The 22947-nt window shown below is 62.8% G+C and carries 19 protein-coding genes and 1 pseudogene; 14 read left to right on the top strand and 6 right to left on the bottom strand.

Going from position 1 to position 22947, the window contains the following annotated elements:
- The 3 genes from GPA21_RS11635 to GPA21_RS11625 form a co-directional block, all read left to right on the top strand.
- Positions 1 to 210: phage holin family protein (locus GPA21_RS11635; RefSeq protein ID WP_168988333.1), on the top strand; the 210-nt coding region annotated here is incomplete at its 5' end.
- Positions 211 to 419: 209 nt separating this feature from the next.
- Entirely contained in the window at positions 420 to 854 is a 435-nt protein-coding gene (trxC, locus tag GPA21_RS11630) for a thioredoxin TrxC (protein WP_168988332.1), read from the top strand.
- A 73-nt stretch (positions 855 to 927) separates the two neighbouring features.
- The gene (locus GPA21_RS11625) at positions 928 to 1962 is read left to right on the top strand and encodes a hypothetical protein (protein WP_168988331.1); all 1035 of its coding nucleotides are present in this window, start codon (positions 928 to 930) and stop codon (positions 1960 to 1962) included.
- A gap of 30 nt (positions 1963 to 1992) precedes the next feature.
- Here the strand turns inward: GPA21_RS11625 and GPA21_RS11620 are convergent, their stop codons facing one another.
- Positions 1993 to 3357, bottom strand: a complete 1365-nt coding sequence (locus GPA21_RS11620) for a serine/threonine protein kinase (protein ID WP_168988330.1) — start codon at positions 3355 to 3357, stop codon at positions 1993 to 1995.
- Between the two features lie 192 nt (positions 3358 to 3549).
- Here GPA21_RS11620 and grpE point away from each other — a divergent pair, with 192 nt between their 5' ends.
- From grpE to dnaJ, 3 genes are all read left to right on the top strand, one after another.
- A complete protein-coding gene (gene grpE / locus GPA21_RS11615; RefSeq protein WP_168988329.1) occupies positions 3550 to 4137 on the top strand; it encodes a nucleotide exchange factor GrpE in 588 nt (195 codons plus the stop codon).
- 114 nt (positions 4138 to 4251) lie between these two features.
- Positions 4252 to 6168: a molecular chaperone DnaK gene (gene dnaK / locus GPA21_RS11610; protein WP_168988328.1), complete on the top strand. Its 1917-nt coding sequence runs from the start codon at positions 4252 to 4254 to the stop codon at positions 6166 to 6168.
- Positions 6169 to 6296: 128 nt separating this feature from the next.
- On the top strand, positions 6297 to 7430 hold the full coding sequence (dnaJ, locus tag GPA21_RS11605) for a molecular chaperone DnaJ (RefSeq protein ID WP_168988327.1): 1134 nt from the start codon (positions 6297 to 6299) through the stop codon (positions 7428 to 7430).
- A gap of 80 nt (positions 7431 to 7510) precedes the next feature.
- Here the strand turns inward: dnaJ and ppsA are convergent, their stop codons facing one another.
- Entirely contained in the window at positions 7511 to 9877 is a 2367-nt protein-coding gene (ppsA, locus tag GPA21_RS11600; RefSeq protein WP_168988326.1) for a phosphoenolpyruvate synthase, read from the bottom strand.
- 109 nt (positions 9878 to 9986) lie between these two features.
- On the opposite strand from ppsA, the gene ppsR reads away from it, so the two are divergent.
- From ppsR to msrB, 3 genes are all read left to right on the top strand, one after another.
- On the top strand, positions 9987 to 10820 hold the full coding sequence (ppsR, locus tag GPA21_RS11595; RefSeq protein ID WP_168988325.1) for a posphoenolpyruvate synthetase regulatory kinase/phosphorylase PpsR: 834 nt from the start codon (positions 9987 to 9989) through the stop codon (positions 10818 to 10820).
- A 108-nt stretch (positions 10821 to 10928) separates the two neighbouring features.
- A complete protein-coding gene (locus GPA21_RS11590) occupies positions 10929 to 12098 on the top strand; it encodes a DUF2863 family protein (RefSeq protein WP_168988324.1) in 1170 nt (389 codons plus the stop codon).
- Positions 12099 to 12162: 64 nt separating this feature from the next.
- Positions 12163 to 12567, top strand: a complete 405-nt coding sequence (gene msrB, locus GPA21_RS11585; RefSeq protein ID WP_168988323.1) for a peptide-methionine (R)-S-oxide reductase MsrB — start codon at positions 12163 to 12165, stop codon at positions 12565 to 12567.
- On the opposite strand, the gene GPA21_RS11580 is transcribed toward msrB, so the two are convergent.
- Together GPA21_RS11580 and GPA21_RS11575 are read right to left on the bottom strand one after the other, a co-directional pair.
- The gene (locus tag GPA21_RS11580) at positions 12561 to 13481 is read right to left on the bottom strand and encodes an alpha/beta fold hydrolase (RefSeq protein WP_168988322.1); all 921 of its coding nucleotides are present in this window, start codon (positions 13479 to 13481) and stop codon (positions 12561 to 12563) included. The two genes, msrB and GPA21_RS11580, sit on opposite strands and share 7 nt — an antisense overlap.
- Positions 13482 to 13559: 78 nt before the next feature.
- Positions 13560 to 15908, bottom strand: a complete 2349-nt coding sequence (locus tag GPA21_RS11575) for a DNA internalization-related competence protein ComEC/Rec2 (RefSeq protein ID WP_168988321.1) — start codon at positions 15906 to 15908, stop codon at positions 13560 to 13562.
- Positions 15909 to 16052: 144 nt separating this feature from the next.
- Here GPA21_RS11575 and GPA21_RS11570 point away from each other — a divergent pair, with 144 nt between their 5' ends.
- A complete protein-coding gene (locus GPA21_RS11570; RefSeq protein WP_168988320.1) occupies positions 16053 to 16595 on the top strand; it encodes a DUF2062 domain-containing protein in 543 nt (180 codons plus the stop codon).
- A gap of 14 nt (positions 16596 to 16609) precedes the next feature.
- On the opposite strand, the gene lolD is transcribed toward GPA21_RS11570, so the two are convergent.
- Both lolD and GPA21_RS11560 read right to left on the bottom strand, forming a co-directional pair.
- Positions 16610 to 17293 (bottom strand): lipoprotein-releasing ABC transporter ATP-binding protein LolD, encoded by a 684-nt coding sequence (lolD, locus tag GPA21_RS11565; protein WP_168988319.1) that lies wholly within the window; start codon positions 17291 to 17293, stop codon positions 16610 to 16612.
- Positions 17286 to 18539 carry a lipoprotein-releasing ABC transporter permease subunit gene (locus GPA21_RS11560; RefSeq protein WP_168988318.1) on the bottom strand — a complete coding sequence of 418 codons (1254 nt, stop codon included), beginning with the start codon at positions 18537 to 18539 and terminating at the stop codon, positions 17286 to 17288. Before GPA21_RS11560 ends, lolD begins: the two co-directional genes overlap by 8 nt.
- A 203-nt stretch (positions 18540 to 18742) precedes the next feature.
- On the opposite strand from GPA21_RS11560, the gene GPA21_RS11555 reads away from it, so the two are divergent.
- From GPA21_RS11555 to GPA21_RS11540, 4 genes and pseudogenes are all read left to right on the top strand, one after another.
- The gene (locus GPA21_RS11555; protein ID WP_168988317.1) at positions 18743 to 19765 is read left to right on the top strand and encodes a hypothetical protein; all 1023 of its coding nucleotides are present in this window, start codon (positions 18743 to 18745) and stop codon (positions 19763 to 19765) included.
- A gap of 4 nt (positions 19766 to 19769) precedes the next feature.
- Positions 19770 to 21461, top strand: a complete 1692-nt coding sequence (gene recJ, locus GPA21_RS11550; RefSeq protein WP_168988316.1) for a single-stranded-DNA-specific exonuclease RecJ — start codon at positions 19770 to 19772, stop codon at positions 21459 to 21461.
- A gap of 55 nt (positions 21462 to 21516) precedes the next feature.
- Positions 21517 to 22621 (top strand): peptide chain release factor 2 gene (prfB, locus tag GPA21_RS11545; RefSeq protein WP_168988315.1). Its coding sequence is split into 2 segments (ribosomal slippage): positions 21517 to 21597 and positions 21599 to 22621, totalling 1104 coding nucleotides; the frame shifts between segments, so codons are not numbered across the junction.
- A 15-nt stretch (positions 22622 to 22636) separates the two neighbouring features.
- A pseudogene (locus GPA21_RS11540) lies at positions 22637 to 22947 on the top strand (hypothetical protein); the annotation flags it as partial.

Genomic DNA, 22947 nt, shown 5'->3' with positions numbered 1-22947 from the left:
GTGCTGACCCTGGGGCTGTTCACGCTGGTCATCAACGCCCTGTTGTTCTGGGGTGTGGCAACCCTGGTGGCTGGCGTACAGGTTGACGGATTCTGGAGTGCCTTCTGGAGCGCACTCGTCTACAGCCTCCTCACCTGGTTGGTTGCCATTGCGGTCGGCGATCCGACAGACCGACGAATTCAGGTCGTGGTGGGCCGGCGCCGCCCGTGAGTCCTGGCGGAGTGGGTTCCGCGGTTGGCCGCTCTCAATGACCTCGAACGCCATACAGACACCGGGACCTGAATCCTTGGAGATGCTCACCCAACTGGTGCGCGCCCGATTGCTCGTCAGACGCACAATTGAATATATCGAACTGCGGTTTCCCGGTTGAAATTGGGGCTAGCAATATATTAGCTTTCGCTGATACCCTGGAGCCCGCCATGACGGAAAACCTGCACGTCGCCTGCCCGCATTGTCACGCCATCAACCGACTGCCAGCCGAAAGACTGACGGCCGGGGGGGCGTGTGGCCGCTGCAAGCGCCCTCTTTTCTCCGGCATACCGGTAACGCTGGACGCCTCCTCACTCGACGCGCATCTGCGGCGCAGCGACCTCCCGCTGGTAATCGATTTCTGGGCACCCTGGTGTGCGCCCTGCCGAATGATGGCACCGAACTTCGAGCAGGTCGCCAAACGGATGGAGCCCGCACTGCGTTTCGCAAAAGTGGACACTGAAGCCAACCCTGATCTCGCCGGGCGTTTCGGAATTCGCAGCATTCCGACCCTGGCGGTGTTTCGTGGGGGTCGCGAAGTCGCCCGCCAGTCCGGCGCAATGGACGCCAGCAGCCTCCAACGCTGGCTTGAGAGCGTTCTCTGACGCAAACACACTCAAGTTCTTCGCGGGCCGGTCGTTATAAGGGGCGAATCAGCCTATCGGAGGCCATGCCAGCATGGAAATCGCATCCTCTGTCATCCAGATGCGCGCCGCGCACACCAGTTTCACCACGACCCACACGACCGAACGTCTCGAGGTCTGGTCGGGCAACGCCGCAGCCCTTGCCAACGGGTCAGCCGCGGCCAACGGCACCCGCGTCACGATCTCTCCTCAGGCGGCGCAATCGGCCGGCGCCGAATCCATCGCGCCTGACAGCGAGGACACCGAACTCGACCCCCAGCTTCGCTTGATGGCGACGATGATCGAGATCATCACCGGCAGGCCGCTGAAATTGCTGCGCATGGCCGAATTGCGTGATCCGCAGACCACCGTCGACAACGTTTCGCCGGGGCAGGCAAACGCAGCACAGCCCAACGCGCAGGGTGGCGGTTTCGAATACAGTTTCAGCTCGACGCGCACGGAATACGAGTACACGCAGTTTCAGGCAGAGGGCGTCATCCGCACCCGCGATGGACGAGAGATTCGCTTCGATGTCGGTTTCGAGATGGAGCGCAGCTTTACGGAAACCTTGAACATCGAAGTTCGTGGTGGCCAGGCGCGCCTTAAGGACCCACTCGTTCTCGACTTTGGCGGACCGGGCGCAGCCTTGCAGGACGCACGTTTCGAGTTCGATCTGACCGCGGATGGCAACAACGAACTGCTGCCGATGCTCGGTGGTGGTCGCGGCTTTCTCGCCATCGACCGCGACGGCAACGGTCGAATCGACGACGGGCGGGAGCTTTTCGGCCCGACGACCGGCAACGGCTTCGCCGAACTCGCAGCCCTCGACGCGGATCGCAACGGCTGGATCGATGCCGCCGACCCGGCCTTCGCCAAACTGCGCTTGTGGAAACCGGATACCGATGGCGGCGGCAGCCTGCTCACCATGGCCGAGGCCGGCATCGGTGCGCTCTATCTGAAAAACCTCAGCACGCCATTCGAGTTACGCAACCATGCCAATGAAACCCTCGGCGTGATGCGGGCGAGCAGCATCTACGTGGCGGAAAGCGGCCGGGTCGGAACGGTCAGCCAGATCGACCTGGCAGTCTGAACAGGCGTCACCTTCGGACGCCGGCATCGGTCAATCGTCGACCAGTTGCAGGTCGAGCCCGCCTGTTGCGGTGAAGTCGCCCCGCACTGCCTCCTCGCCCTGAGCGGCCAGCCTGCGCGCGGCCTCTCCCAGTCGTTTGGCGACGACGGTCGATATCTGCTCACGGAATCGATCGCGCACTTCGTCGGTCGCCAGCGCCAGCGCGGCCGGGCTGATCTCGAGATAAGTGGTCGGTTCGGCGGTGATGATGGTATTCAGGTGACGGTGGTCCTTGCTGTCCAGCCAGGCGAGCTCACCAAAAATCTCGCCCGGCCCGAGGCGTGTCACCCTGCGCCCTTCGACCGACACTTCGACCTGCCCTTCGAGCACGACACCAAAGCGCTGATCAGCCTCGTTCTCGCGATAGATTGTTGTTCGCCCGTCGGCCTTGCGCCAATTCGAAATGCGCAATACTTCCCATAGCTCGATGTCGTCGAATTCGGTAAAGAAGCCCAGTTTGCGCAACACGCTGAATCGCGTGGTATCGGTCTGCACATGATTGTCGTCGACGATCTGATATCGCACTGCAGACAAGTCCTTGGCGAACTCGGCACCATTCCGGTAGCGCGAATACAAATCCTTCTCCAGCGCCTTGCGGATGACGTAATCGAGCTTCTCCGGGAGGTCTGGATTGAGTTGCGACACCGATGGCGGATCGGCATTGAGGATCTTATAGACGAGTTGTGCCGGGTGGGTTGCACGGAACGGCAGGCGCCCGGTAAGCAGATGGAACAAAACGGCGCCGAGAGAGTAGAGATCCGTCTTCTGGTTGAGGGGGTAGTTCTTGATCTGCTCGGGGCTCATGTAGGCCGGCGAGCCCACCCCCATGATGAAGGTCGAATCGGTCTGGATCTTCTTGTTGATGTTCAGCGCGAGGCCGAAATCCGTGATCTTGACGTTGTCCTTGTCGTCAACCAGGATGTTGGCCGGTTTGATGTCCCTATGCACAACCCCCTGACGGTATGCATGATCGAGCGCCATGCAGCACTTGAAGACAATGCCGATTGTCCGATGCACCGGCAGCAGGTTCTCGAACCCACAGTAACGCTCCAGCGACTCTCCCGGGAAATACTCCATTACCACGTAGGATTCATCGGGATGAATGACAGCCTCGTGAATCCGGATGATGTTCGGGTGATTCAGGCGCTTCGCAACCGCTTCCTCGGCTTTCAGCAGCTTCATCAGGCGGCGGTTCCACTTCGCCTCGTCCTTGGCCTTGTCCTTGAAACGGACATGCTTGACCGCCACCGGTTCAGGCATGTCGGGACTTTCCGCCAGATAGACGACCGCGGTCGCGCCGCGCCCGACTTCACGGATGATTTTGTACTTGCCGATTTGCTTCGGTATATCTTCCATGTGCCCTGCCACCACACATCGCCCTCAGATGGCGTGCGCGTCTGCTCCGAGAGCACCAATACTAGCCCGGAGCCACATCAAGCGCCACATGACGACGGGCAGATACAAAAAAATTAACGCTTGGCGCTTGAAATCGAACGATCCACCCCCAAATGCGGCGTAAATCAAGTCGATCAAGGGAGTTTGCAAGGAATGCAGGACAAGCAAGAGACCCCGCAAAGCGGCACCGGACACGCCGACGAACTCGGTCATGACCCCAGCACCGACCAGCAGGCCAACCAGGCCGCGGAAACCGAAGAGACAACGACGGACACGACGCCAAGTCTCGAGGAGAGCCTCCGCATCGCCGAGTTGAAGGCCGTTGAACACCATGACGCCTGGCTTCGCGCCAAGGCCGAAACCGAGAATGTGCGCCGGCGTGCGGAGGAAGACGTCGCCAAAGCCGCGCGGTTTGCCGCGGAGAAGTTCGCGAGCGCCCTGCTGCCTGTTCGGGATAGCCTCGAAACCGCTCTGGCTACCGACAATCAGACCATCGAGAAGCTGCGCGAAGGCGTCGAGTTGACGCTCAAGCAGATGGTCTCCGCGTTTGAAAGCGCCGGCATCGCTCAGGAAGACCCTCTGGACAAGAAGTTCGATCCCAACCGCCATCAGGCAATCAGTGCGATCGAAGCGGATGCCGAACCGAACACAGTGATCAACGTGCTGCAAAAGGGCTACATGCTGCACGAGCGTGTGCTGCGTCCGGCGATGGTGGTCGTGGCAAAAGCCAAAGGCAGCTGACGCAGCATGGCTTGAAACTTGTTCGAGCCGCCCCATATATGCGTCAAGACAGGACTGCTAGCGCCAGTCCATGAGAATGAACGACAACGATCAAGCATCTGAAAAGGATTGAAAATGGGAAAGATCATCGGTATTGACCTCGGCACCACCAACAGCTGTGTGTCCGTAATGGAAGGCGGCAAGGCCAAGGTCATCGAGAACTCCGAAGGCGCCCGCACCACCCCGTCGGTGGTTGCCTACGCCGAAGACGACGAGATCCTCGTCGGCGCACCTGCGAAACGTCAGGCTGTCACCAACGCCAAGAACACCCTGTTCGCGATCAAGCGTCTGATCGGCCGTCGCTTCGACGAGAAGGAAGTACAGAAGGACATCGACCTGATGCCCTTCACCATCGCCAAGGCCGACAATGGCGACGCCTGGGTCGAAGCCCGTGGCAAGAAGATCGCGCCGCCGCAGGTCTCCGCCGAAGTGCTGCGCAAGATGAAGAAAACCGCCGAGGATTACCTCGGCGAGCCGGTCACCGAAGCGGTCATCACAGTGCCGGCCTACTTCAACGACAGCCAGCGCCAGGCCACCAAGGACGCCGGCCGTATCGCCGGCCTCGAAGTCAAGCGCATCATCAACGAGCCGACCGCGGCCGCCCTCGCCTTCGGCATGGACAAGAAGCCGGGTGACAGCAAGATCGCAGTGTTCGACCTCGGTGGCGGCACCTTCGACGTGTCCATCATCGAGATTGCCGATCTCGACGGCGAGCACCAGTTCGAAGTGCTGGCGACCAACGGCGACACCTTCCTCGGCGGCGAGGATTTCGACCAGCGCATCATCGACTACGTCGTCACTGAATTCAAGAAGGAGCAAGGCGTCGATCTCAAGAACGACGTGCTCGCGCTGCAGCGCCTGAAGGAAGCCGCCGAAAAGGCCAAGATCGAACTCTCCTCCGGCAGCCAGACCGAGATCAACCTGCCCTACATCACCGCAGACGCCTCCGGGCCGAAGCACCTCGCGATCAAGATCACCCGCGCCAAGTTCGAGGCGCTGGTCGAAGACCTGATCGCACGCACCATCGAGCCCTGCCGCGTTGCGCTCAAGGACGCAGGCCTCAAGGTCACCGACATCGACGACGTCATCCTGGTCGGTGGTCAGACCCGCATGCCCAAGGTGCAGGAGAAGGTCAAGGAGTTCTTCGGCAAGGAGCCACGCAAGGACGTGAACCCGGACGAGGCGGTCGCCATCGGCGCCTCCATCCAGGGCGGCGTGCTGCAGGGCGAGGTCAAGGACGTGCTGCTGCTCGACGTCACCCCACTGTCGCTGGGCATCGAGACCCTCGGCGGCGTGATGACCAAGCTCATCCACAAGAACACCACCATCCCGACCAAGGCGAGCCAGGTGTTCTCCACCGCCGACGACAACCAGAGCGCGGTGACCATCCACGTGCTCCAGGGTGAGCGCGAAATGGCAGCCGGCAACAAGAGCTTGGGCCAGTTCAACCTAACCGACATTCCGCCGGCACCGCGCGGCATGCCGCAGATCGAGGTCACCTTCGACATCGACGCCAACGGCATCCTGCATGTATCGGCCAAGGACAAGGCCACCGGCAAGGAAAACAAGATCACCATCAAGGCCAACTCCGGCCTGTCCGACGAGGAAGTCGAACGCATGGTGCAGGACGCCGCAGCTCATGCCGAAGAGGACAAGAAGGCACACGAGCTGGTCGACGCCCGCAACCAGTGCGACGCGCTGATCCACTCGGTCAAGAAAGCGGTCGCCGAGCACGGCGACAAGCTAGACGACGGCGAGAAGGCCGCGATCGAAACCGCACTGAAGGAAGCCGAAGAGGCGATCAAGGGCACCGACAAGGCCGTGATCGAGGCCAAGAGCGAAGCCCTTGCCACCGCCAGCCAGAAGCTGGGCGAGAAGATGTACGCCCAGAGCCAGGCGGAAGCCGGTGCGGCCGGCGCAGAAGCTGGTGACAAGCCGGCCGATGCAGATGTCGTCGATGCGGAGTTCACCGAAGTCAAGAACGACAAGTAATTGCCAAGAGGGCTGTCGGGACGACCGGACAGCCCGTGCTTACGGACCTCGAGTCGGGATCGCCGTCGCCATCGACGGCCTCCCGACTTTTTGCCGAACGGGCTCCGTGCCCGACTCAGGACTGACAGATGAGCAAACGAGATTATTACGAGGTGCTGGGCATCAATCGCGACGCCAACGCCGACGCAATCAAGAAGGCCTATCGCAAGCTGGCGATGAAGCACCACCCCGACCGCAACCCGGGTGACAAGACGGCCGAGGACAAATTCAAGGAGCTCAGCGAGGCATACGAAGTCCTGTCCGACGCGGACAAGAAGGCAGCCTACGACCGCTACGGCCATGCCGGCGTCGACCCGAGCATGGGCGGGCGTGGCGGCCCGGGCGCCCAGGGCTTCGACGGTTTCGCCGACGCCTTCTCCGACATCTTCGGCGACATCTTCGGCGGCGGCGGCCGGGGCGGTGGTCGCTCCAACGTGTATCGTGGCGCCGACCTGCGCTACAACCTGGAGATCTCGCTGGAAGAGGCCGCGCGCGGCGCGGAAAAGACGATCCGCATTCCCACCGCCGAAGAGTGCGGTACCTGCCATGGCACCGGCGCCAAGCCGGGCACCGAGCCGCAAACCTGCGGCACCTGCGGCGGCGCCGGCCAGGTTCGCATCCAGCAGGGCTTCTTCTCGATCCAGCAAACCTGCCCGAAGTGCCACGGCACCGGCCGGGTGATTCCAAACCCCTGCGGCACCTGTGGCGGCGCCGGCAGGGTCAAGAGCCACAAGACGCTCGAGGTCAAGATTCCAGCCGGCATCGACGAAGGCATGCGCCTGCGCCACGCCGGCCATGGCGAACCCGGTGTCAACGGCGGCCCGCCGGGCGACCTCTACGTCGAGATCCACATCCGCAAGCACCCCATGTTCCAGCGCGACGGCGACGATCTGCACTGCGAAATGCCGATCAGCTTCGCCACCGCTGCGCTGGGCGGTGAAATCGAGATCCCGACACTCGACGGCATGGCCCGCCTGAAGATCCCCGCCGAAACGCAGAGCGGCAAGGTATTCCGGCTCCGCGGCAAGGGTATTCGCAACGTGCGCTCCCATGCCCACGGCGACCTGATGTGCCACGTCGTAGTCGAGACGCCGGTCAAACTCACCGAGCGACAAAAGGAACTGCTGCGCGAGTTCGAGGAAGTCTCGCGACAGGATGTGGACCGCCACAACCCGAAGGCGAAGTCCTGGATGGACAAGGTCAAGGACTTCTTCTCGGCCTGATTCGAGCCGCTACCGGAATGAGGAGTAAAAAAGGCCCGTGACGCAGAAGCGTCACGGGCCTTTTCCTGAGTGAATGCGACTCAGACCTTCTGGTGTGCCGCCAGCTTCAGCCAGGTGTCGACAACCGTATCCGGGTTGAGCGAGATGGTCTGAATGCCTTCGTCCATCAGCCACTCGGCAAAGTCCGAGTGATCCGAGGGGCCCTGGCCGCAGATGCCGACATACTTGTCGAGGCGGTTGGCGGCGCTGATCGCCATCGACAGCAACTGCTTGACCGCCGGGTCGCGCTCGTCGAAAGCGTGGGCCACGAGACCTGAATCGCGGTCCAGGCCGAGCGTGAGCTGAGTGAGATCGTTGGAACCAATCGAGAAGCCGTCGAAGAATTCCAGGAACTGCTCGGCAAGCAAGGCGTTGGACGGGATCTCGCACATCATGATCAGGCGCAGGTCGTTCTCGCCGCGCTTGAGGCCATGCTCGGCGAGCAGCTCGACCACTTCCCTGCCCTCATCGAGATTGCGTACGAAGGGCACCATGATTTCGACGTTGGTCAGCCCCAGCTCGTTGCGCACCTTGCGCATGGCGGCGCATTCCATCTCGAAGCAGTCGCGGAAGCTGTGCGCGATGTAGCGCGAGGCACCGCGGAAGCCGAGCATCGGATTCTCTTCTTCCGGCTCGTAGATCTCGCCGCCGAGCAGCTTGCGGTACTCATTCGACTTGAAATCCGACATCCGCACGATGACCGGCTTCGGGTAGAACGCGCCCGCGATGGTGGCGATGCCCTCGACCAGCTTCTCGATGAAGAACTGTTTCGGCGTCGCATAGCCACGCGAGCGCCGCTTAATCTCGTCGCGCAGACTGGCGGGCACCTGGTCGATTTCCAGAATCGCCTTCGGGTGGATGCCGATCATGTTGTTGATGACGAACTCGACCCGTGCGAGGCCAACGCCGCCGTTCGGAATCTGCGCGAACTCGAAGGCGAGTTCGGGGTTGCCGACGTTCATCATGACCTTGACCGGGATGTCCGGCAGGTTGCCCATGTCGGTGGTGATGACCTCGAAATCCAGCTTGCCACGATAGACGTAGCCAGTATCACCCTCGGCGCAGGAGACGGTCGCCATGTCACCCTCTTCCAGCACCTCGGTGGCATTGCCACAACCGACGATGGCCGGAATACCGAGCTCACGCGCAATGATCGCGGCATGGCAGGTACGGCCGCCGCGGTTGGTGACGATCGCCGAAGCACGCTTCATCACCGGCTCCCAGTTGGGATCGGTCATGTCGGTGACGAGGATGTCGCCCGGCTGCACCCGGTTCATCTCGGAAGCGCTGGCGACCACACGCACCGGACCGGCGCCGATCTTCTGACCGATCGCACGGCCGTGGGTGAGCGCGCGGCCGTACTGCTTCAAACGGTACTTCTCCATCACGTGCCCGGAACTCTGCGACTTCACGGTTTCCGGACGCGCCTGCAGGATGTAGAGCTTGCCATCGACACCGTCCTTGCCCCATTCGATGTCCATCGGGCGGCCGTAGTGCTGCTCGATGATCACTGCGTAACGCGCAAGCTCGAGAACGTCGTCGTCAGTGAGGGAGAAACGGTTGCGATCGGTCTCAGGGACATCGACGGTGCGCACCGATTTGCCGGCTTCGCGCTTGTCTGCGAACTCCATCTTGATCAGCTTGGAGCCGAGGTTGCGACGCAGCACCGCGGGTTTCCCGAGAGCCAGAGTCGGCTTGTGTACGTAGAACTCGTCCGGATTGACCGCGCCCTGCACCACGGTTTCGCCGAGGCCATAGGAGGCGGTAATGAACACCACATCGCTGAAACCGGATTCGGTGTCGATCGTGAACATCACGCCGGAGGCGCCGGAATCCGAGCGCACCATGCGCTGCACGCCTGCCGACAGCGCGACCTCTGCATGAGTAAAGCCCTTGTGCACCCGGTAGGCGATCGCACGGTCGTTATACAGCGAGGCAAACACCTCCTTCATCGCGTGGAGGATGTTCTCGTAGCCGTGGATGTTGAGGAAGGTTTCCTGCTGGCCGGCGAAGGAGGCATCCGGCAAGTCCTCGGCGGTGGCCGACGAGCGCACTGCGAAACTGCCCTCACCTTCGGCGACCAGGGCGTTGTAGGCAGCATGAATTTCTTCCTCGAGCTTGGCCGGGAACGGGGTGTCGACGATCCACTGACGGATCTCGGCACCGGTGCGAACCAAGGTGTCGACGTCATCGACATCAAGATTCTCGAGCGCTGCATGAATCCGCTCGGCCAGCCCCTGGTGAGCCAGGAACTCCCGATACGCCTCGGCCGTGGTGGCAAAGCCACCCGGGACCCTGACGCTTGCAGGCAACTGGCTGATCATCTCGCCAAGCGAGGCGTTCTTGCCACCGACCTGCTCGACGTCGGTCATGCGCAGTTCGGTGAAGGGAATCACGTATCGGGTCATGAATGGGCTTCCGAATTTGTTGGTGACAAAGCAAAATCGGATTTTAACGACTTTTGGCGCAGTGCCGCATGCCAGTTCGGGTGCCGACAGCGCTTTTCTGGCCAAAACCATGCCTTCAGACCACATCCGAACTGCCTTTTTCATTTCCGACGGCACCGCAATTACCGCGGAAACACTGGGACACAGCCTGCTCACCCAGTTCCCCGACGCCAAGTTCCGGCAAATCCGGATCCCCTTCGTGGATACGCTCGACAAGGCCATCGACTGCGCGCAGCAGATCCGCGAAGCTGGCCTCAAGGATGGCGCCCGGCCCATCGTGTTCAGCACCATGGTCAATCAGGACACGGTTGCCGGGCTGCGCCGGGCCGACGCGCTTTTCATCGACCTCTTCGAGCAGTTCATCGGACCGCTCGAGGTCGAGTTGGACATGCGCTCGAATCATGCGGTCGGCCGGTTTCACGGCATCGCCGAAAGCAGTGACTACAAGGCACGCATCGAGGCCATCAATTACGCAATGGCCCACGACGACGGGATCTCCTCGGACGGGGAACTGGCCGACGCCGACGTGATTCTGGTCGGTGTGTCGCGCTCCGGCAAGACGCCAACCAGCCTGTATCTCGCGATGCAGTTCGGCGTCAAGGCGGCCAACTACCCGCTGATTCCAGAAGACTTCGAACGCAACAAGCTCCCCGGCGAGATCCACCGCTACCGGCGCAAGCTCTTCGGCCTGACCATTTCGCCAGAGCGCCTCAGCCAGATCCGCCAGGAGCGCCGTGCCAACAGCCGCTACGCCGCGCTCGACAACTGCATCTACGAAATCGATGCAGCACAGAAACTCATGCGACGGGAAAACATACCGTGGCTGGACTCGACAACCAAGTCCATCGAGGAGATCGCAGCCACGATTATGCAGGCGGTGCGGCTCAACAAACCCGCGTACTGAGCCGCTTCAGGCCCCTGCCGCGCACCGTGTGCCACGCGGCGGGTTAAACTAGCCGCCTAACTCGACCGGCACCAAGCCTTCGGGAACACCTCAGCAGGAACACCCAGAATGAAAAGAACCCGACACAAGCGGCGTGGTGGTCTGAGCCGCGAGACCGAGGCACTGATGCGCATGGCCATCGGGTTGTCCGAATCAGGCTGCCGGGCGGAGGATCAGCACTGGGAGCGCCGCCTGACTGTTGCGATCGACGACATGCTCCGCGCTCAGGACGAAGACGGCCTCAACGCCGCGCTCGATACGCTGCACGCTCAGCACCCACAAGCCTACGAAGAACTCGCGGATTTCATCGAGTCCCGCGCCGAGTGCGCATCCGGCATCTCGGAGGACCACGAGATCCTGCTGATCGGCGCGCCCGTGCTCGCGTGGTCTCGCTACAAGATCCCCGCCAGCACCATTGTTCCGGCCGTACTCTCCAACCTGCGAGTGCACCTTCAGGCGCATATCGTCGCCGAGAACGCACGTATCGCGCTGGCCGACTTCCTCTTCAGTCCGGACCAGTTGCCGCAGGGGTATTGCGCCACGGCTGAGTTCGCCGCTGCACTCGGTCGCGCCGCCCTCGAGGGACACGACCTGCACATTGCGACCGAGGGACTCCCCGAAACCGCACAATTCCTTTCCGACACGCGCTATCTGCTGGCCGCGGTCGCCGTACCGCGCGGCGAACCATTGTTCGCATGGCAGGAGGAAGGGAGCAATCGTGACAGCGCCTTCACCCGCTGGCGCAATCAGGGCGGTGCCTGTCTCGCGCCCATCATGCCCGGGTGCGCGACCGAAGTGGTACTGCCCGAAGCGTATTTCGCAGCCAGCCGCCACGCCGACAGCCATAGCCGTCCCTACTCGATTCGTGCGTCCGTTGCCTTCCTGGGCGCCGAACTCGACACCCCGGCCGCCTCGCTGCGCGCGGTCATTGCACCCTTCCACGACGAAAAGCTCGAGGAGTATCGCATCGGTTTTTCGGTACGCGACCGGGAACAGGTGGTGCACGGTGTGGTCTGGCCTTTACTTGGCGCCGAGGACGAACACAGCGACATCCCGCTGCAGATCGAGAGCGTACTGCGCGATTGCGGTGTCACCGACATCGTGAACCAGGAGCACCGTTTTCCGCTCGAATACTGCGACGACTGTGGCGCACCGATGTATCCGTCAGCCGAAGGCGAGACGGTTCATGCCGAAATGCCGGAAAGCCACGGCGAGAACACCCCTCGGCACCTCCATTGAGCCAAGCTTGGGCCTGCTCTCGTTCGCAGTGAAGTCCGGAACTGGCCCTACGAGGAGCACGATGATGACGCGCAATATCGCAAAGAGCGACGAGGAGTGGCAAAAGGAACTCAGCCCTGAGCAGTATCACGTCACCCGAAAGAAGGGCACGGAACGGGCTTTCACCGGTGAATACTGGAACCACTGGGACCGGGGCGAATACCGCTGCCGATGCTGCGGTGCCGAGTTGTTCCACTCCGCGCACAAGTTCGACGCCGGATGCGGCTGGCCCAGTTTCTGGACGGCCGCGACGCCTGACAACGTCGAAAGTGCAGACGACCATTCGCACTTCATGCACCGCACGGAGGTGCTTTGCCAGCAGTGTGGCGCACATCTCGGCCATGTGTTCGAAGACGGACCGGCACCCACCGGCCTGCGCTACTGCATCAATTCGGCCTCGATCCGCTTCGAGCCCGAGACCGATCAGTGATCGGCCGAAAGCAGGTAGTCGCGAACTAGCGAGACCTGCGCATCGTCCATGAACATGGGGGCATGACCGACGCCGGGAATTTCGGCGATTTGCGCCCGCGGTCCGGTTTCGGCCATGCGTTGGAGGGTTGCGTGCTCGAGGAGATCGGACTCGGCACCACGCATCGCCAGCGTGGGGCAGCGGATCGCGTTGTAGGCACTCCACATGTCCATGTCGGCAACGATGGGCATGCTGCGGAAGACGTCGCCGATGCCCGGGTCGTACACCATCGAAAACCCCCCGGTGACCGGCCTCACCGAATAACGTGTCAGATGCCGCCACTGCTCGTCGGTCAGCGGGCCGAAAGGTGCGCTGACCTGGCGGATCCAGGCCTCGGCCTCGTCCATGCTGGGGAACTTCGGCGCCCGCCCGACATAGTCGGCAATACGGCGCAGGGATACCGCAGTGATCACTGGCCCGACATCGTTGAGGACCAGGCGCGAGATCGGCGTATGCGGCAAGCCGGCGAGCAGCATGCCGATGATGCCACCCATCGAGGTGCCAACCCAATGCACAGTCTTGGCGTTGGCGCGCGCGAGCAAGGTCACCATATCCGAGACATACAGCGGAAAACCGTAGTCGGTCTTCACCCCGAGCCAGTCGCTTCTCCCCCGGCCGACGACATCCGGGCAGATCACCCGATAATCGTCCTGCAAAGCCTGGGCAAGAAAATCGAAATCGCGCCCGTTGCGTGTCAGTCCGTGGACGCAGACCAGCACCCGGGGGTTATCCGGGTCACCCCACTCCACATAGGCCATCCGATGCAGGCCGTGGGGTCCGACGCACTGAACGCAGCGTTCCCGCATGCCGAAGGCGGGTCGCTGAGGCGAACGAGGAGGCTGAAAAAAGTCCCGCAGGGTGTCGAGCAGTCTCATTCATGGACTCCGCAGTGTGTGGTCAAGCAAAGTTTAACCGCGATCTCATGCGTGCAGCGTTACAGACACCACCGTGCATCAGCGCCCATGCCAGTAACGTCGCACACGCTCGCGCTGTGCAGACAGTTCAGGTCCGTCGCGCCTCATATCGACGATGATCGCGCCCTGACCGTCGGTTCGCCAGTTGCGCGCACCGGCCGCATCCCAGCGTGCCCACACCGCCGGGTGAGGATGACGATACTGGTTCATGTTGCCGACGGGTTGGATGACATGGGTCGCTCCGACGGCTGCCACGAAAGCCGGCGAGGAAGAGGTCCGGCTGCCATGGTGGGGGGCGGTCACCACGTCGGCGGCAAGCGCCTCCCGATCACGTCCGAGAATACTGCGCTCGGCGATCGCCTCGATGTCGGAGGTCACCAGAAACACCCCGCCCGCTCCAGCGATGCGCAGCACGCAGGCATGATCGTTGATCTTGCGATAGGCGGGATCGCTCCCCGGATTGAGCCACTCGAAACGCACGTCATCCCACTCCCACCCGTCGCCCGCCACACAGTCACCGACCGTCAGCGCACGACTCGCAAGGTCGGGGTGCGTTTCCACCGGTGTTTTCACGAGACGCGACACCGCAATGCCATCCGTCAGGGTTGCGGCGCCGCCGATGTGGTCGCTGTCGCCATGAGAAATGACCAGCTTGTGCAGCCGCTTCACACCGATCGCCCCGAGATAGGGCAGCAGGACTCGTCCTCCCGCGTCGGCATCCGGCCCATACGGCGGACCTGAATCGAACACCAGATCATGTCCCGCGGTCTGAACATGCACGGCCAACCCCTGGCCGACGTCAAGCACCACCGCCCGAAACTCGCCGGCATCCGGCCGTGGAGGCATCCAGAGGAATGCCGGCGCGAGCATCAGCAAGGCCACGCTGCGGCCTGGCGTTCCACGGGGCAACAGCAACCAGAACACGGCCAACGCAGACGCTGCAATGAGTAGCGCCGGCAACGCCGGCCTGCGCCACAACGCGAACGGCTGTTCAGCCAACCAGGCCAGTCCCAGCATCATCCAGCCCACGAACCAATGCGCGATTTCCAGAATCGGCGCAAAGGGCAGAGCAATCGCCGCCAGCGCCAATGGGGCGATCACGAAGCTCACCAGCGGAATCGCAAACGCATTGGCAACCGGGGCCACGATGGAAAAGGCGTTGAACAGGGCAAGCAGCGGCGGCACGGTGGCCAGTGGGATCGCAAGCTGAATCCTCAGCGCCGCACGCCAACCTTGCACTACGGTTCGTCGGCCCGTGAGGATGAAAACGATGATCGCGACCGCGCCAAAGGAAAGCCAGAAGCCCGCAGACAGCACCGCCCAAGGATCGAACAGCAGGACCACGAACAACGCTATGGCCAACACCCTGCTCGCCTGCACCTCACGCCCGGACATCAGTGCGATCGCTGCCACGACCAGCATCATCAACGCGCGCTGGGTCGGCAGCCCGAAGCCGGCCATCAGCGCATACAGCGAAGCCGCGACCAGCCCTGCCAGCGTGCCGGCCTTGCGTGCCGGCCAACGCAGACACGCCGCCGGCATGCGTCGCCAGCCCCAAGCGACCGCACCGCCGAACAACAAGGCCACCAATGAAACATGAAGCCCCGAAATACTCACAAGATGCGCGACCCCGGTGCGACGAAACACCTCCCAGTTTTCAGTCGAAATTGCTTGCTGATCGCCAACCGCCAGCGCGACCAGAATGCCGGCCTGAGGCGCATCGGGCAGCGCCGACAGGAAGCGCGCCCGCACTCGCGCCCGCACGTCATGGACCCGGTTCATCATCCCGGGAGCGAACGCATCGACCCGCTGATTGACACCGTTCGTGCGCACATAGCCGGTCACCCGAATGCCACGCTCGAGTAGCCAGGCCTCGTAATCAAAGCCATGCGGGTTGGCGAAGCCATGCGGACGCCTCAACCTGACCGTCAGCGTCCAGCGCTCGCCCGGCATGATCTCCGGCACCACCCCTTCCCCCCTGCGCGGCGGATACCACGACAACAGCAGTCTCCCCGGCACCGGCGCCTCGGACGATTCAACCCTGAACTCGAAACGGCGGGCAGCGCCCATTTCCCGTGGGAGCCCATGGACCACGCCGGTCACTTCCAGATCGCGCAATTCCCACTGCATTGGCAGCGCCTCGGCCAGCCTGGTTTCGGCACGCCAGCCGGCCCAGGAGAATCCAGCAATCAGCGCGGCAAGCACGCACACGGCCAGCCCCAACGGACGTCCGCGACGAAGATTCTCCGCACGTGACGCAAGGATGCCCACAAGCGCCAGCAACGCGCTTAGAATCACGCACCCGACCAACAACGCCTTGCCCGGCAAGGCTTCAAGTCGTTGCAGAAACCAGATACCGAGCGCGAAACCCACGATTGCAAAACGCATAACGCCGCATAATGCCCTTGTCATTCTCGCGGATCAAGCAATGGCGCAAGCGCTGAGCGCAGAAACCAATTTCCCGCCCTCACACTCCTATTCCCGTACCTGACGTCTTCCGAGGCGTCCACACTGATCGACACAGCAGAGCCGATGCGCAAGAAGTTTCGCAGCCTGATTCCGGACCATGAGGCGATTCACACCAATCGCTGGTTGCGCCCGTTCCGCAACACCCTGCTTCACCCGCGTTTGTGGCACCTCAATCGACACTCCGCGGCAGGCGGCATCGCAGTAGGGCTCTTCTGCGGTCTCATTCCCGGGCCGTTCCAGATGCTGAGCGCCGCCATTGCGTGCGTGCTGTGGCGCGTCAACCTGCCTCTCGCACTGATCACGACGCTGTACTCGAACCCGCTCACCATCGTACCGCTCTATGTGGTTGCCTACGCGATCGGTGCGGTGCTGGCCGGCAACGGTGCGGATGGTTTCGTGCATCCTCCCGATATCGGCGACATGAACTTCATCGAATGGACACACGCCCTCGTACCCTGGGCAATGGATCTGGGAAAACCGCTGGTCATCGGACTCGTGGTACTCGCCGGCGGCCTCGCCCTCGCCGGCTATTTCTCGGTCCGCGCTGCCTGGCGCGTGATGCTCATTCGAAACTGGCGCGCCCGGGCAGCGAAGCGCGGCGGATGACGAACTCGGACCAGTCAGGCAAGCTGACCGTCCTCCAGGCGTACGACACGCATTGCACGGCGAGCCATGGCGTCGTCGTGGGTAACGATGACGAAGCTGGTCGACAGGCGTTCGTTCAGACCAAGCATCAGATCGAACACCGCATCCGCGGTGCGGCGATCGAGGTTACCCGTAGGTTCATCGGCGAGTACGCAGGCCGGCTCGGTGACCAGGGCGCGGGCAATCGCCGCACGCTGACGCTCACCACCCGACAACTCCCCTGGCGCATGATCCAGCCGCTGACCCAGACCGACCTCGGTCAGCATCGCTGCTGCGCGCGCATCCGCCTCGGACTTGGCCATGCGACGGATATAGAGCGGCATCGCCACGTTCTCGAGCGCGCTGAACTCGGGTAGCAGGTGATGGAACTGATAGACGAAGCCCAGTGCCTCGTTCCGCAGCCGCCCGCGCTCGGCATCGGACATGCTGGAAAAGTCCTTTCCGGCAAGCGCGACACTGCCAGAGGTGGGCACATCCAGACCGCCCAGCAGATGCAACAGGGTGCTCTTGCCCGAGCCCGATGCACCGACGATCGCCAGCCGTTCTCCCGGTGCGACCTCGAGCGATACCTCGCGCAACACGGTGAGCGCATCCGGCCCTTCGCGGTAGGTCTTGGTCAGTCCGCGGCATGCCAGCACGGGCGTGATCGAATCATTCATAACGCAGCGCCTCTGCTGGATTGACCCGGGATGCGCGCCAGCTCGGATAGAGCGTCGCCAGCAGGGTCAGCACGAAAGACAGAGAGGTGATCGTAATCACGTCAGAGGGGAGCACTTTCGACGGTAGTTCGCTGATGTAATAAATTTCCTTGTTCCACAGCGTCGCGCCGGTCACCGCTTCGATCGCTGGAATCACGACGTCGAGATTGTTCGCCAGCAACAAGCCGCCGACGACCCCTGCGACAAGCCCGACCACGCCAATGATCGCACCCTGCAGAACGAAGACCACCATGATCGACCCCGGGCTCGCCCCCAGAGTGCGCAAAATGGCGATATCGGCATACTTTTCCTGCACCGCCATGACCAGCGTGGAGACAATATTGAACGCGGCCACCGCCACGATCAGAAAAAGGATGATGGTCATCATCGTCTTCTCGAGCTGCACGGCGCGGAAGAAGTTCGCATGGCTGCGTGTCCAGTCGTTGACCATGCCCGGCACATCGATCATTCCTGCCAGCTCGCGGGCGATCCTCGGGGCGGCGAACAGGTCGTCGGTCTTGAGCCGCACACCGCTCACCGCATCGCCCATGCGGTACAAGACCTGAGCGTCACGCATGTGCACCAGGGCGAGACCCGAGTCGTACTCGAACATGCCGGCCTCAAAAATGCCAACCACCTCGAACTGGCGAACACGCGGCACCACAGCAGCTGGCGTGACCATGCCCTGAGGGGCGATCAGGGTCAGCCTGTCGCCCATACCGACTCTCAGCGCAAAGGCGAGATCGCGCCCGAGCACGACGCCGTAACCGCCCGCCTGCAGGTTGTCGAGGCTACCCGCCCGCATGTACTGCGCGAAATCGGCCACCCGCTCCTCATCGGCCGGCAACACCCCGCGGACCATGGTGCCGCGCACACTGTCATCGAAAGCAAGCATCGCTTGCTCCTGCACGTAGGGCGCAGTTGCAACCACCCGAGCATGCTGGCTGGCCTGCTGAGCCACCCGTTGCCAAAGCTCCAGGTCGCCGTCGTAACCCGTCACCTGAATGTGCGAGGCCACGCCAAGAATCCTGGTGCGCAACTCCTCCTGGAAGCCATTCATCACCGAGAGCACAACGATAAGCGCGGCGACGCCCAAGCCTGTGCCGAGCATCGAAACCAAGGAGATGAAGGAGATGAAGCGGTTGCGCCCCTGCGCACGTTTGCGCGAGCGGGTGTAACGCAGACCGACGAGAAACTCGTAACGCATCGGGGAGCCGGATGGAAAAACGCAGAGTGTAACGCACGGCCTGCCTGCGCAACGAACGCCAGTGCGGCGCTGGCTCACAGCCCGCTCGTCGGGCCTGCTTCGAACTGTCGGACAACCCGCTCTCGATAGCCGCAACGACCTGACGATAGCGACCCGAGCGCTCCACTGCTCATGCTACACTCCGGCACAGCCGTTCCAATACCATGAGCATACATCTCAAGCTACTCATCCCCGGCCTCGTGTGGCCGAGTGCAGCGGTCCGCGAACTCACGGACGGTCTTGCCCTGCCCGCAATGGAAACCTTGCTCGGCCTGGGCCGCTGCATTGCGGGTCCGCCGCAAACCTTCGAGTCTGCGTTGGCTCGCGCCTTCGAACTTGACGAGACCTCACTCCCGGTCGCCGCGCTGCGGCGGCTGGGGGAGCGAGACCAGGATGACGCGGAGGGCGAGTGGATTTGCGCGGACCCGGTTCACCTTCATTTCGCGCGTGAGCACATGCTCCTCGCCGACGCGGGCGATCTAGAACTCGACTCAACCGAAGCCAGTGCGCTGATCGAAGCGATCAACGATCACTTCATCGGTGCCGAGGCCGAATTCGTACGCTTCGAAGCCCGATCGACCCGGCGCTGGTACCTGCATCTCAAGTCGCGCCCCTTGGCAAGCTTCACACCGCTGCACGAGGCAGTTGGACGACCGGTGGAGAACTTCCTGCCCCAAGGCGACGATGGGCAGCGGTGGTGCCGGTTCATCAACGAATGCCAGATTCTTCTGCACAACCACCCGGTCAACCAGACACGACAAGCGCAGGGTCGTCCCACCATCAACAGCATCTGGTTCTGGGGTCCTGGATCGCAGCCGAAGCGGACGACTGCACCCGCACCAGTCATACGTGCCGAAGACCCCCTCACACGGGGTCTCGCCCGAGCCGCGGGCGTACGCCCGGAAAAACTCGGCGGTCGGCTGCCGGCCCAGGATGCCTTCGTCGTCTGCACAAGCCTGCTGCGCCCGTCGCTGTATCTCGACATCGACACTTGGCGTACCGAACTCGAGAAACTCGAAGCCGGCTGGTTCAAGCCGGCACTGACCGCGCTGCGCAAACGCAAGCTTTCCTCACTTCGGATCAACGCACCGGGCGACCGGGCAACCCTGGAGTTGCACATTCGCCCGCTCGATCTCCTCAAGATCTGGCGCAAGCCGCGTTCCCTCGAAAGCTGTCATTCCGCCTGAATTCATGACCCGAATCATTCCCCGCGCCACGCCAGTGCGTGCAGTCCAGACCCTCATCGATGCCGGCATCCATCCCTTGCTTGCCCGCATCTATGCGGCGCGAGGCATCCACCGTCGGGACGAACTCGACTACAGCCTGGGCGCGCTTCTGCCGCCGGACGCTCTCACCGGCACCCAGGAAGCGGCGATGCTGCTGGCCGATGCCATAGAAGCCGGCGCCCGCCTGCTCATCGTTGCCGACTACGACTGCGACGGCGCCACCGCCTGCGCGCTCGGTGTGCGCGCATTGCGTGCTTTCGGCGCCGACGTGGGCTACCTCGTGCCGAACCGCTTCGAGTACGGCTACGGGCTCACCCCGGCCATCGTCGAACTGGCCACGCGCATGGAACCTGACGTGATCATTACGGTGGATAACGGCATCGCCAGCGTCGAGGGGGTGGCCGCCGCCCGCGCCCATGGCATCGCCACGGTCATCACCGATCACCACCTCCCGGGCGACGTGCTGCCGGAAGCGGATGTCATCGTGAACCCCAACCAGCCGGGTTGCGACTTCCCGAGCAAGGCGATCGCCGGCGTGGGGGTCATGTTCTACACCATGCTGGCTTTGCGCGCCGAGCTGCGCGAGCGCGGCGCATTCGCCGACCAGCCCGAACCCAGACTTGGCGACCTGCTCGATCTGGTCGCGCTCGGCACCGTAGCCGACGTCGTCAAGCTCGACCACAACAATCGCATACTGGTCTCTCAGGGGCTCGCGCGGATGCGCGCCGGGCGCATGCAAGCGGGCATCCGTGCGCTGTTCGCCGCGGCCGGACGCGAAGCAAGCCGCGCCAGCACCTTCGACCTCGGCTTCGCGCTCGGTCCGCGGCTCAACGCCGCCGGGCGCCTGGCCGACATGAGTCTCGGCATCGAGTGCCTGATCACCGATGACGCCGGCCGCGCGCTGAACATCGCGCAGGAGCTCGACCGCCTCAACCGCGAGCGCCGAGGCATCGAACAGGAGATGCAGGAAGCGGCAGTGGAACGCCTCGCGGGTTTCGATCCAGGCAATACCGCTGCAATCAGCCTGTTCGAGCGCGACTGGCACCAAGGCGTCATCGGCATCGTCGCCGGACGCATCAAGGAGCGCCTTCACCGCCCGGTGATCGCCTTCGCACGTGGCGACGAAGGCGAACTCAAGGGGTCCGGCCGCTCGATCGCTGGCCTGCACCTGCGCGACGCGCTCGATCTCGTGTCCAAGCAGCACCCCGAGCTGATCCTGCGCTTCGGGGGGCATGCAATGGCCGCCGGACTGACCATCCGCGAAAGCGACTACGAACAGTTCACCGCAGTCTTCGAGGATGTGGTCCAGTCGCTGGTCGATCCCGCCGCGCTCACCCGCAGCATCGAAACCGACGGACCACTCGAGGCTGGCTGGATGTCGCTGGACTCGGCACGTTTGCTCGAACAGGACATCTGGGGTCAGGGCTTTCCGGCACCGGTGTTCGACGACGTATTCAACGTCGACCGACAACGCCTGCTCAAGGAGCGCCATCTGCAGCTGGACCTCTCATGTCGCGGCCAGCGCTTCGCCGCGATCCGGTTCAACCACGCAGAATCCGCCCCGGCGCGAATTCACGCGGCCTACCGGCTTTCGCCCAACGAGTTCAACGGCGTCACCAGCCTGCAACTCATGCTTGAGGATTTCGAGGCGGCGTGAGTAACGCCTTGTCCGTGTATACTCAAGGGTTTCCCGAATCCAACCGAGACCCGCCATGGAAGCCGAACGCCTCAACGCCCTGTCCGAAAAAATCGCCGACCTCGCCTCCCGGGGTCGCGAACTACGGAGGTATCTTTGACTACGGTGAAAAAGCCTCCAAGCTTCAGGAAGTAAACCTCGCCCTCGAAGATCCGGCGATCTGGAACGACGCCGATCGCGCTCAGGAGATTGGCAAGGAAAAGCGTCAGCTCGAGAACATCGTGCTCGTGCTGGACGAGATCGAGCAGATGTCCAGCGATCTCAAGGACCTCTTCGAGCTCGCCGAAGCCGAGGATGACGAGGACACCGTAGTCGCCGTCGAAGCGGACACCGCCAAGCTCGAGGAAAAAGTTCACCAACTCGAGTTCCGCCGGATGTTCGCCAATCCGATGGACCCCAACCCCTGCTTCATTGAAATTCAGTCCGGCGCCGGCGGCACCGAGGCACAGGATTGGGCCGGGATGCTGGAGCGTATGTACCTGCGCTATTGCGAAGGCAAGGGTTTCGAAACCGAGCTGATGGAAGAATCCGAAGGCGAAGTGGCCGGCATCAAGAGCGCGACGATCAAGGTCAACGGTGATTACGCCTACGGCTATCTCCGCACCGAAACCGGCATTCACCGCCTGGTGCGCAAGAGCCCGTTTGACTCCAACGCACGACGCCACACCAGCTTCTGCTCGGTTTTCGTCTATCCGGAAGTCGACGATTCGATCGAAATCGAGATCAACCCGGCGGATTTGCGCATCGACACCTACCGCGCCAGCGGTGCGGGCGGTCAGCACATCAACAAGACCGACTCCGCGGTGCGCATCACCCATGAACCCACCGGTATCGTCGTGCAGTGCCAGAACGACCGCTCTCAGCACAAGAACAAGGCCGAAGCCATGTCGATGCTGAAAGCTCGCCTGTACGAACTGGAGCTGCGCAAACGCCAGAGCGAGCAGCAGGCGCTGGAAGACTCCAAGAGCGACATCGGCTGGGGTCATCAGATCCGCTCCTACGTGCTCGACCAGTCGCGCATCAAGGACTTGCGCACCAACTACGAGGTGGGCAACACCCAGGCGGTGCTCGACGGCGATCTGGACGACTTCATCGCCGCCAGCCTGAAACAAGGGGTCTGATCCCGCCGCCAACCGATGAGTCTCGACCTCTCGGAGTTCCTCGCCCCCGGCGTGACCGCCGACGACGTGCCCGAGCTGGCACCGTTGGCGGCCGCCCGGCCGATTCTCGACGCGTTCATCACCCTGTTTCGCGGATCCGAAGCCGAGGTCCTGTTGCGCCTGCTGGTGCTGCGCGAGATCGGCCGCGAATCCCACAGTCCGCGTTTTTCACCCGAGGCGCTGCGTGCCCGCTTCACCTACATCGACCCGGTCAAGCTCGAGACCGTGCTCAAGCGGCTGCGCGACAACACCCTGCTCGCCTTCGCCGACGATGGCCATTATTACCT

This window comes from Azoarcus taiwanensis (assembly GCF_012910885.1).
GTDB classification, from domain to species: Bacteria; Pseudomonadota; Gammaproteobacteria; order Burkholderiales; family Rhodocyclaceae; genus Azoarcus_F; species Azoarcus_F taiwanensis.
Note: the sequence above shows the minus strand (reverse complement) of the source record. Positions and strands in the feature narration are given on the sequence as shown.

Coding starts and splice junctions, on each gene's coding strand:
- trxC (WP_168988332.1), top strand. CDS start 420: ATGACGGAAAACCTGCACGTCGCCTGCCCGCATTGTCACGCCATCAAC.
- GPA21_RS11625 (WP_168988331.1), top strand. CDS start 928: ATGGAAATCGCATCCTCTGTCATCCAGATGCGCGCCGCGCACACCAGT.
- GPA21_RS11620 (WP_168988330.1), bottom strand. CDS start 3,357: ATGGAAGATATACCGAAGCAAATCGGCAAGTACAAAATCATCCGTGAA.
- grpE (WP_168988329.1), top strand. CDS start 3,550: ATGCAGGACAAGCAAGAGACCCCGCAAAGCGGCACCGGACACGCCGAC.
- dnaK (WP_168988328.1), top strand. CDS start 4,252: ATGGGAAAGATCATCGGTATTGACCTCGGCACCACCAACAGCTGTGTG.
- dnaJ (WP_168988327.1), top strand. CDS start 6,297: ATGAGCAAACGAGATTATTACGAGGTGCTGGGCATCAATCGCGACGCC.
- ppsA (WP_168988326.1), bottom strand. CDS start 9,877: ATGACCCGATACGTGATTCCCTTCACCGAACTGCGCATGACCGACGTC.
- ppsR (WP_168988325.1), top strand. CDS start 9,987: ATGCCTTCAGACCACATCCGAACTGCCTTTTTCATTTCCGACGGCACC.
- GPA21_RS11590 (WP_168988324.1), top strand. CDS start 10,929: ATGAAAAGAACCCGACACAAGCGGCGTGGTGGTCTGAGCCGCGAGACC.
- msrB (WP_168988323.1), top strand. CDS start 12,163: ATGACGCGCAATATCGCAAAGAGCGACGAGGAGTGGCAAAAGGAACTC.
- GPA21_RS11580 (WP_168988322.1), bottom strand. CDS start 13,481: ATGAGACTGCTCGACACCCTGCGGGACTTTTTTCAGCCTCCTCGTTCG.
- GPA21_RS11575 (WP_168988321.1), bottom strand. CDS start 15,908: ATGCGTTTTGCAATCGTGGGTTTCGCGCTCGGTATCTGGTTTCTGCAA.
- GPA21_RS11570 (WP_168988320.1), top strand. CDS start 16,053: ATGCGCAAGAAGTTTCGCAGCCTGATTCCGGACCATGAGGCGATTCAC.
- lolD (WP_168988319.1), bottom strand. CDS start 17,293: ATGAATGATTCGATCACGCCCGTGCTGGCATGCCGCGGACTGACCAAG.
- GPA21_RS11560 (WP_168988318.1), bottom strand. CDS start 18,539: ATGCGTTACGAGTTTCTCGTCGGTCTGCGTTACACCCGCTCGCGCAAA.
- GPA21_RS11555 (WP_168988317.1), top strand. CDS start 18,743: ATGAGCATACATCTCAAGCTACTCATCCCCGGCCTCGTGTGGCCGAGT.
- recJ (WP_168988316.1), top strand. CDS start 19,770: ATGACCCGAATCATTCCCCGCGCCACGCCAGTGCGTGCAGTCCAGACC.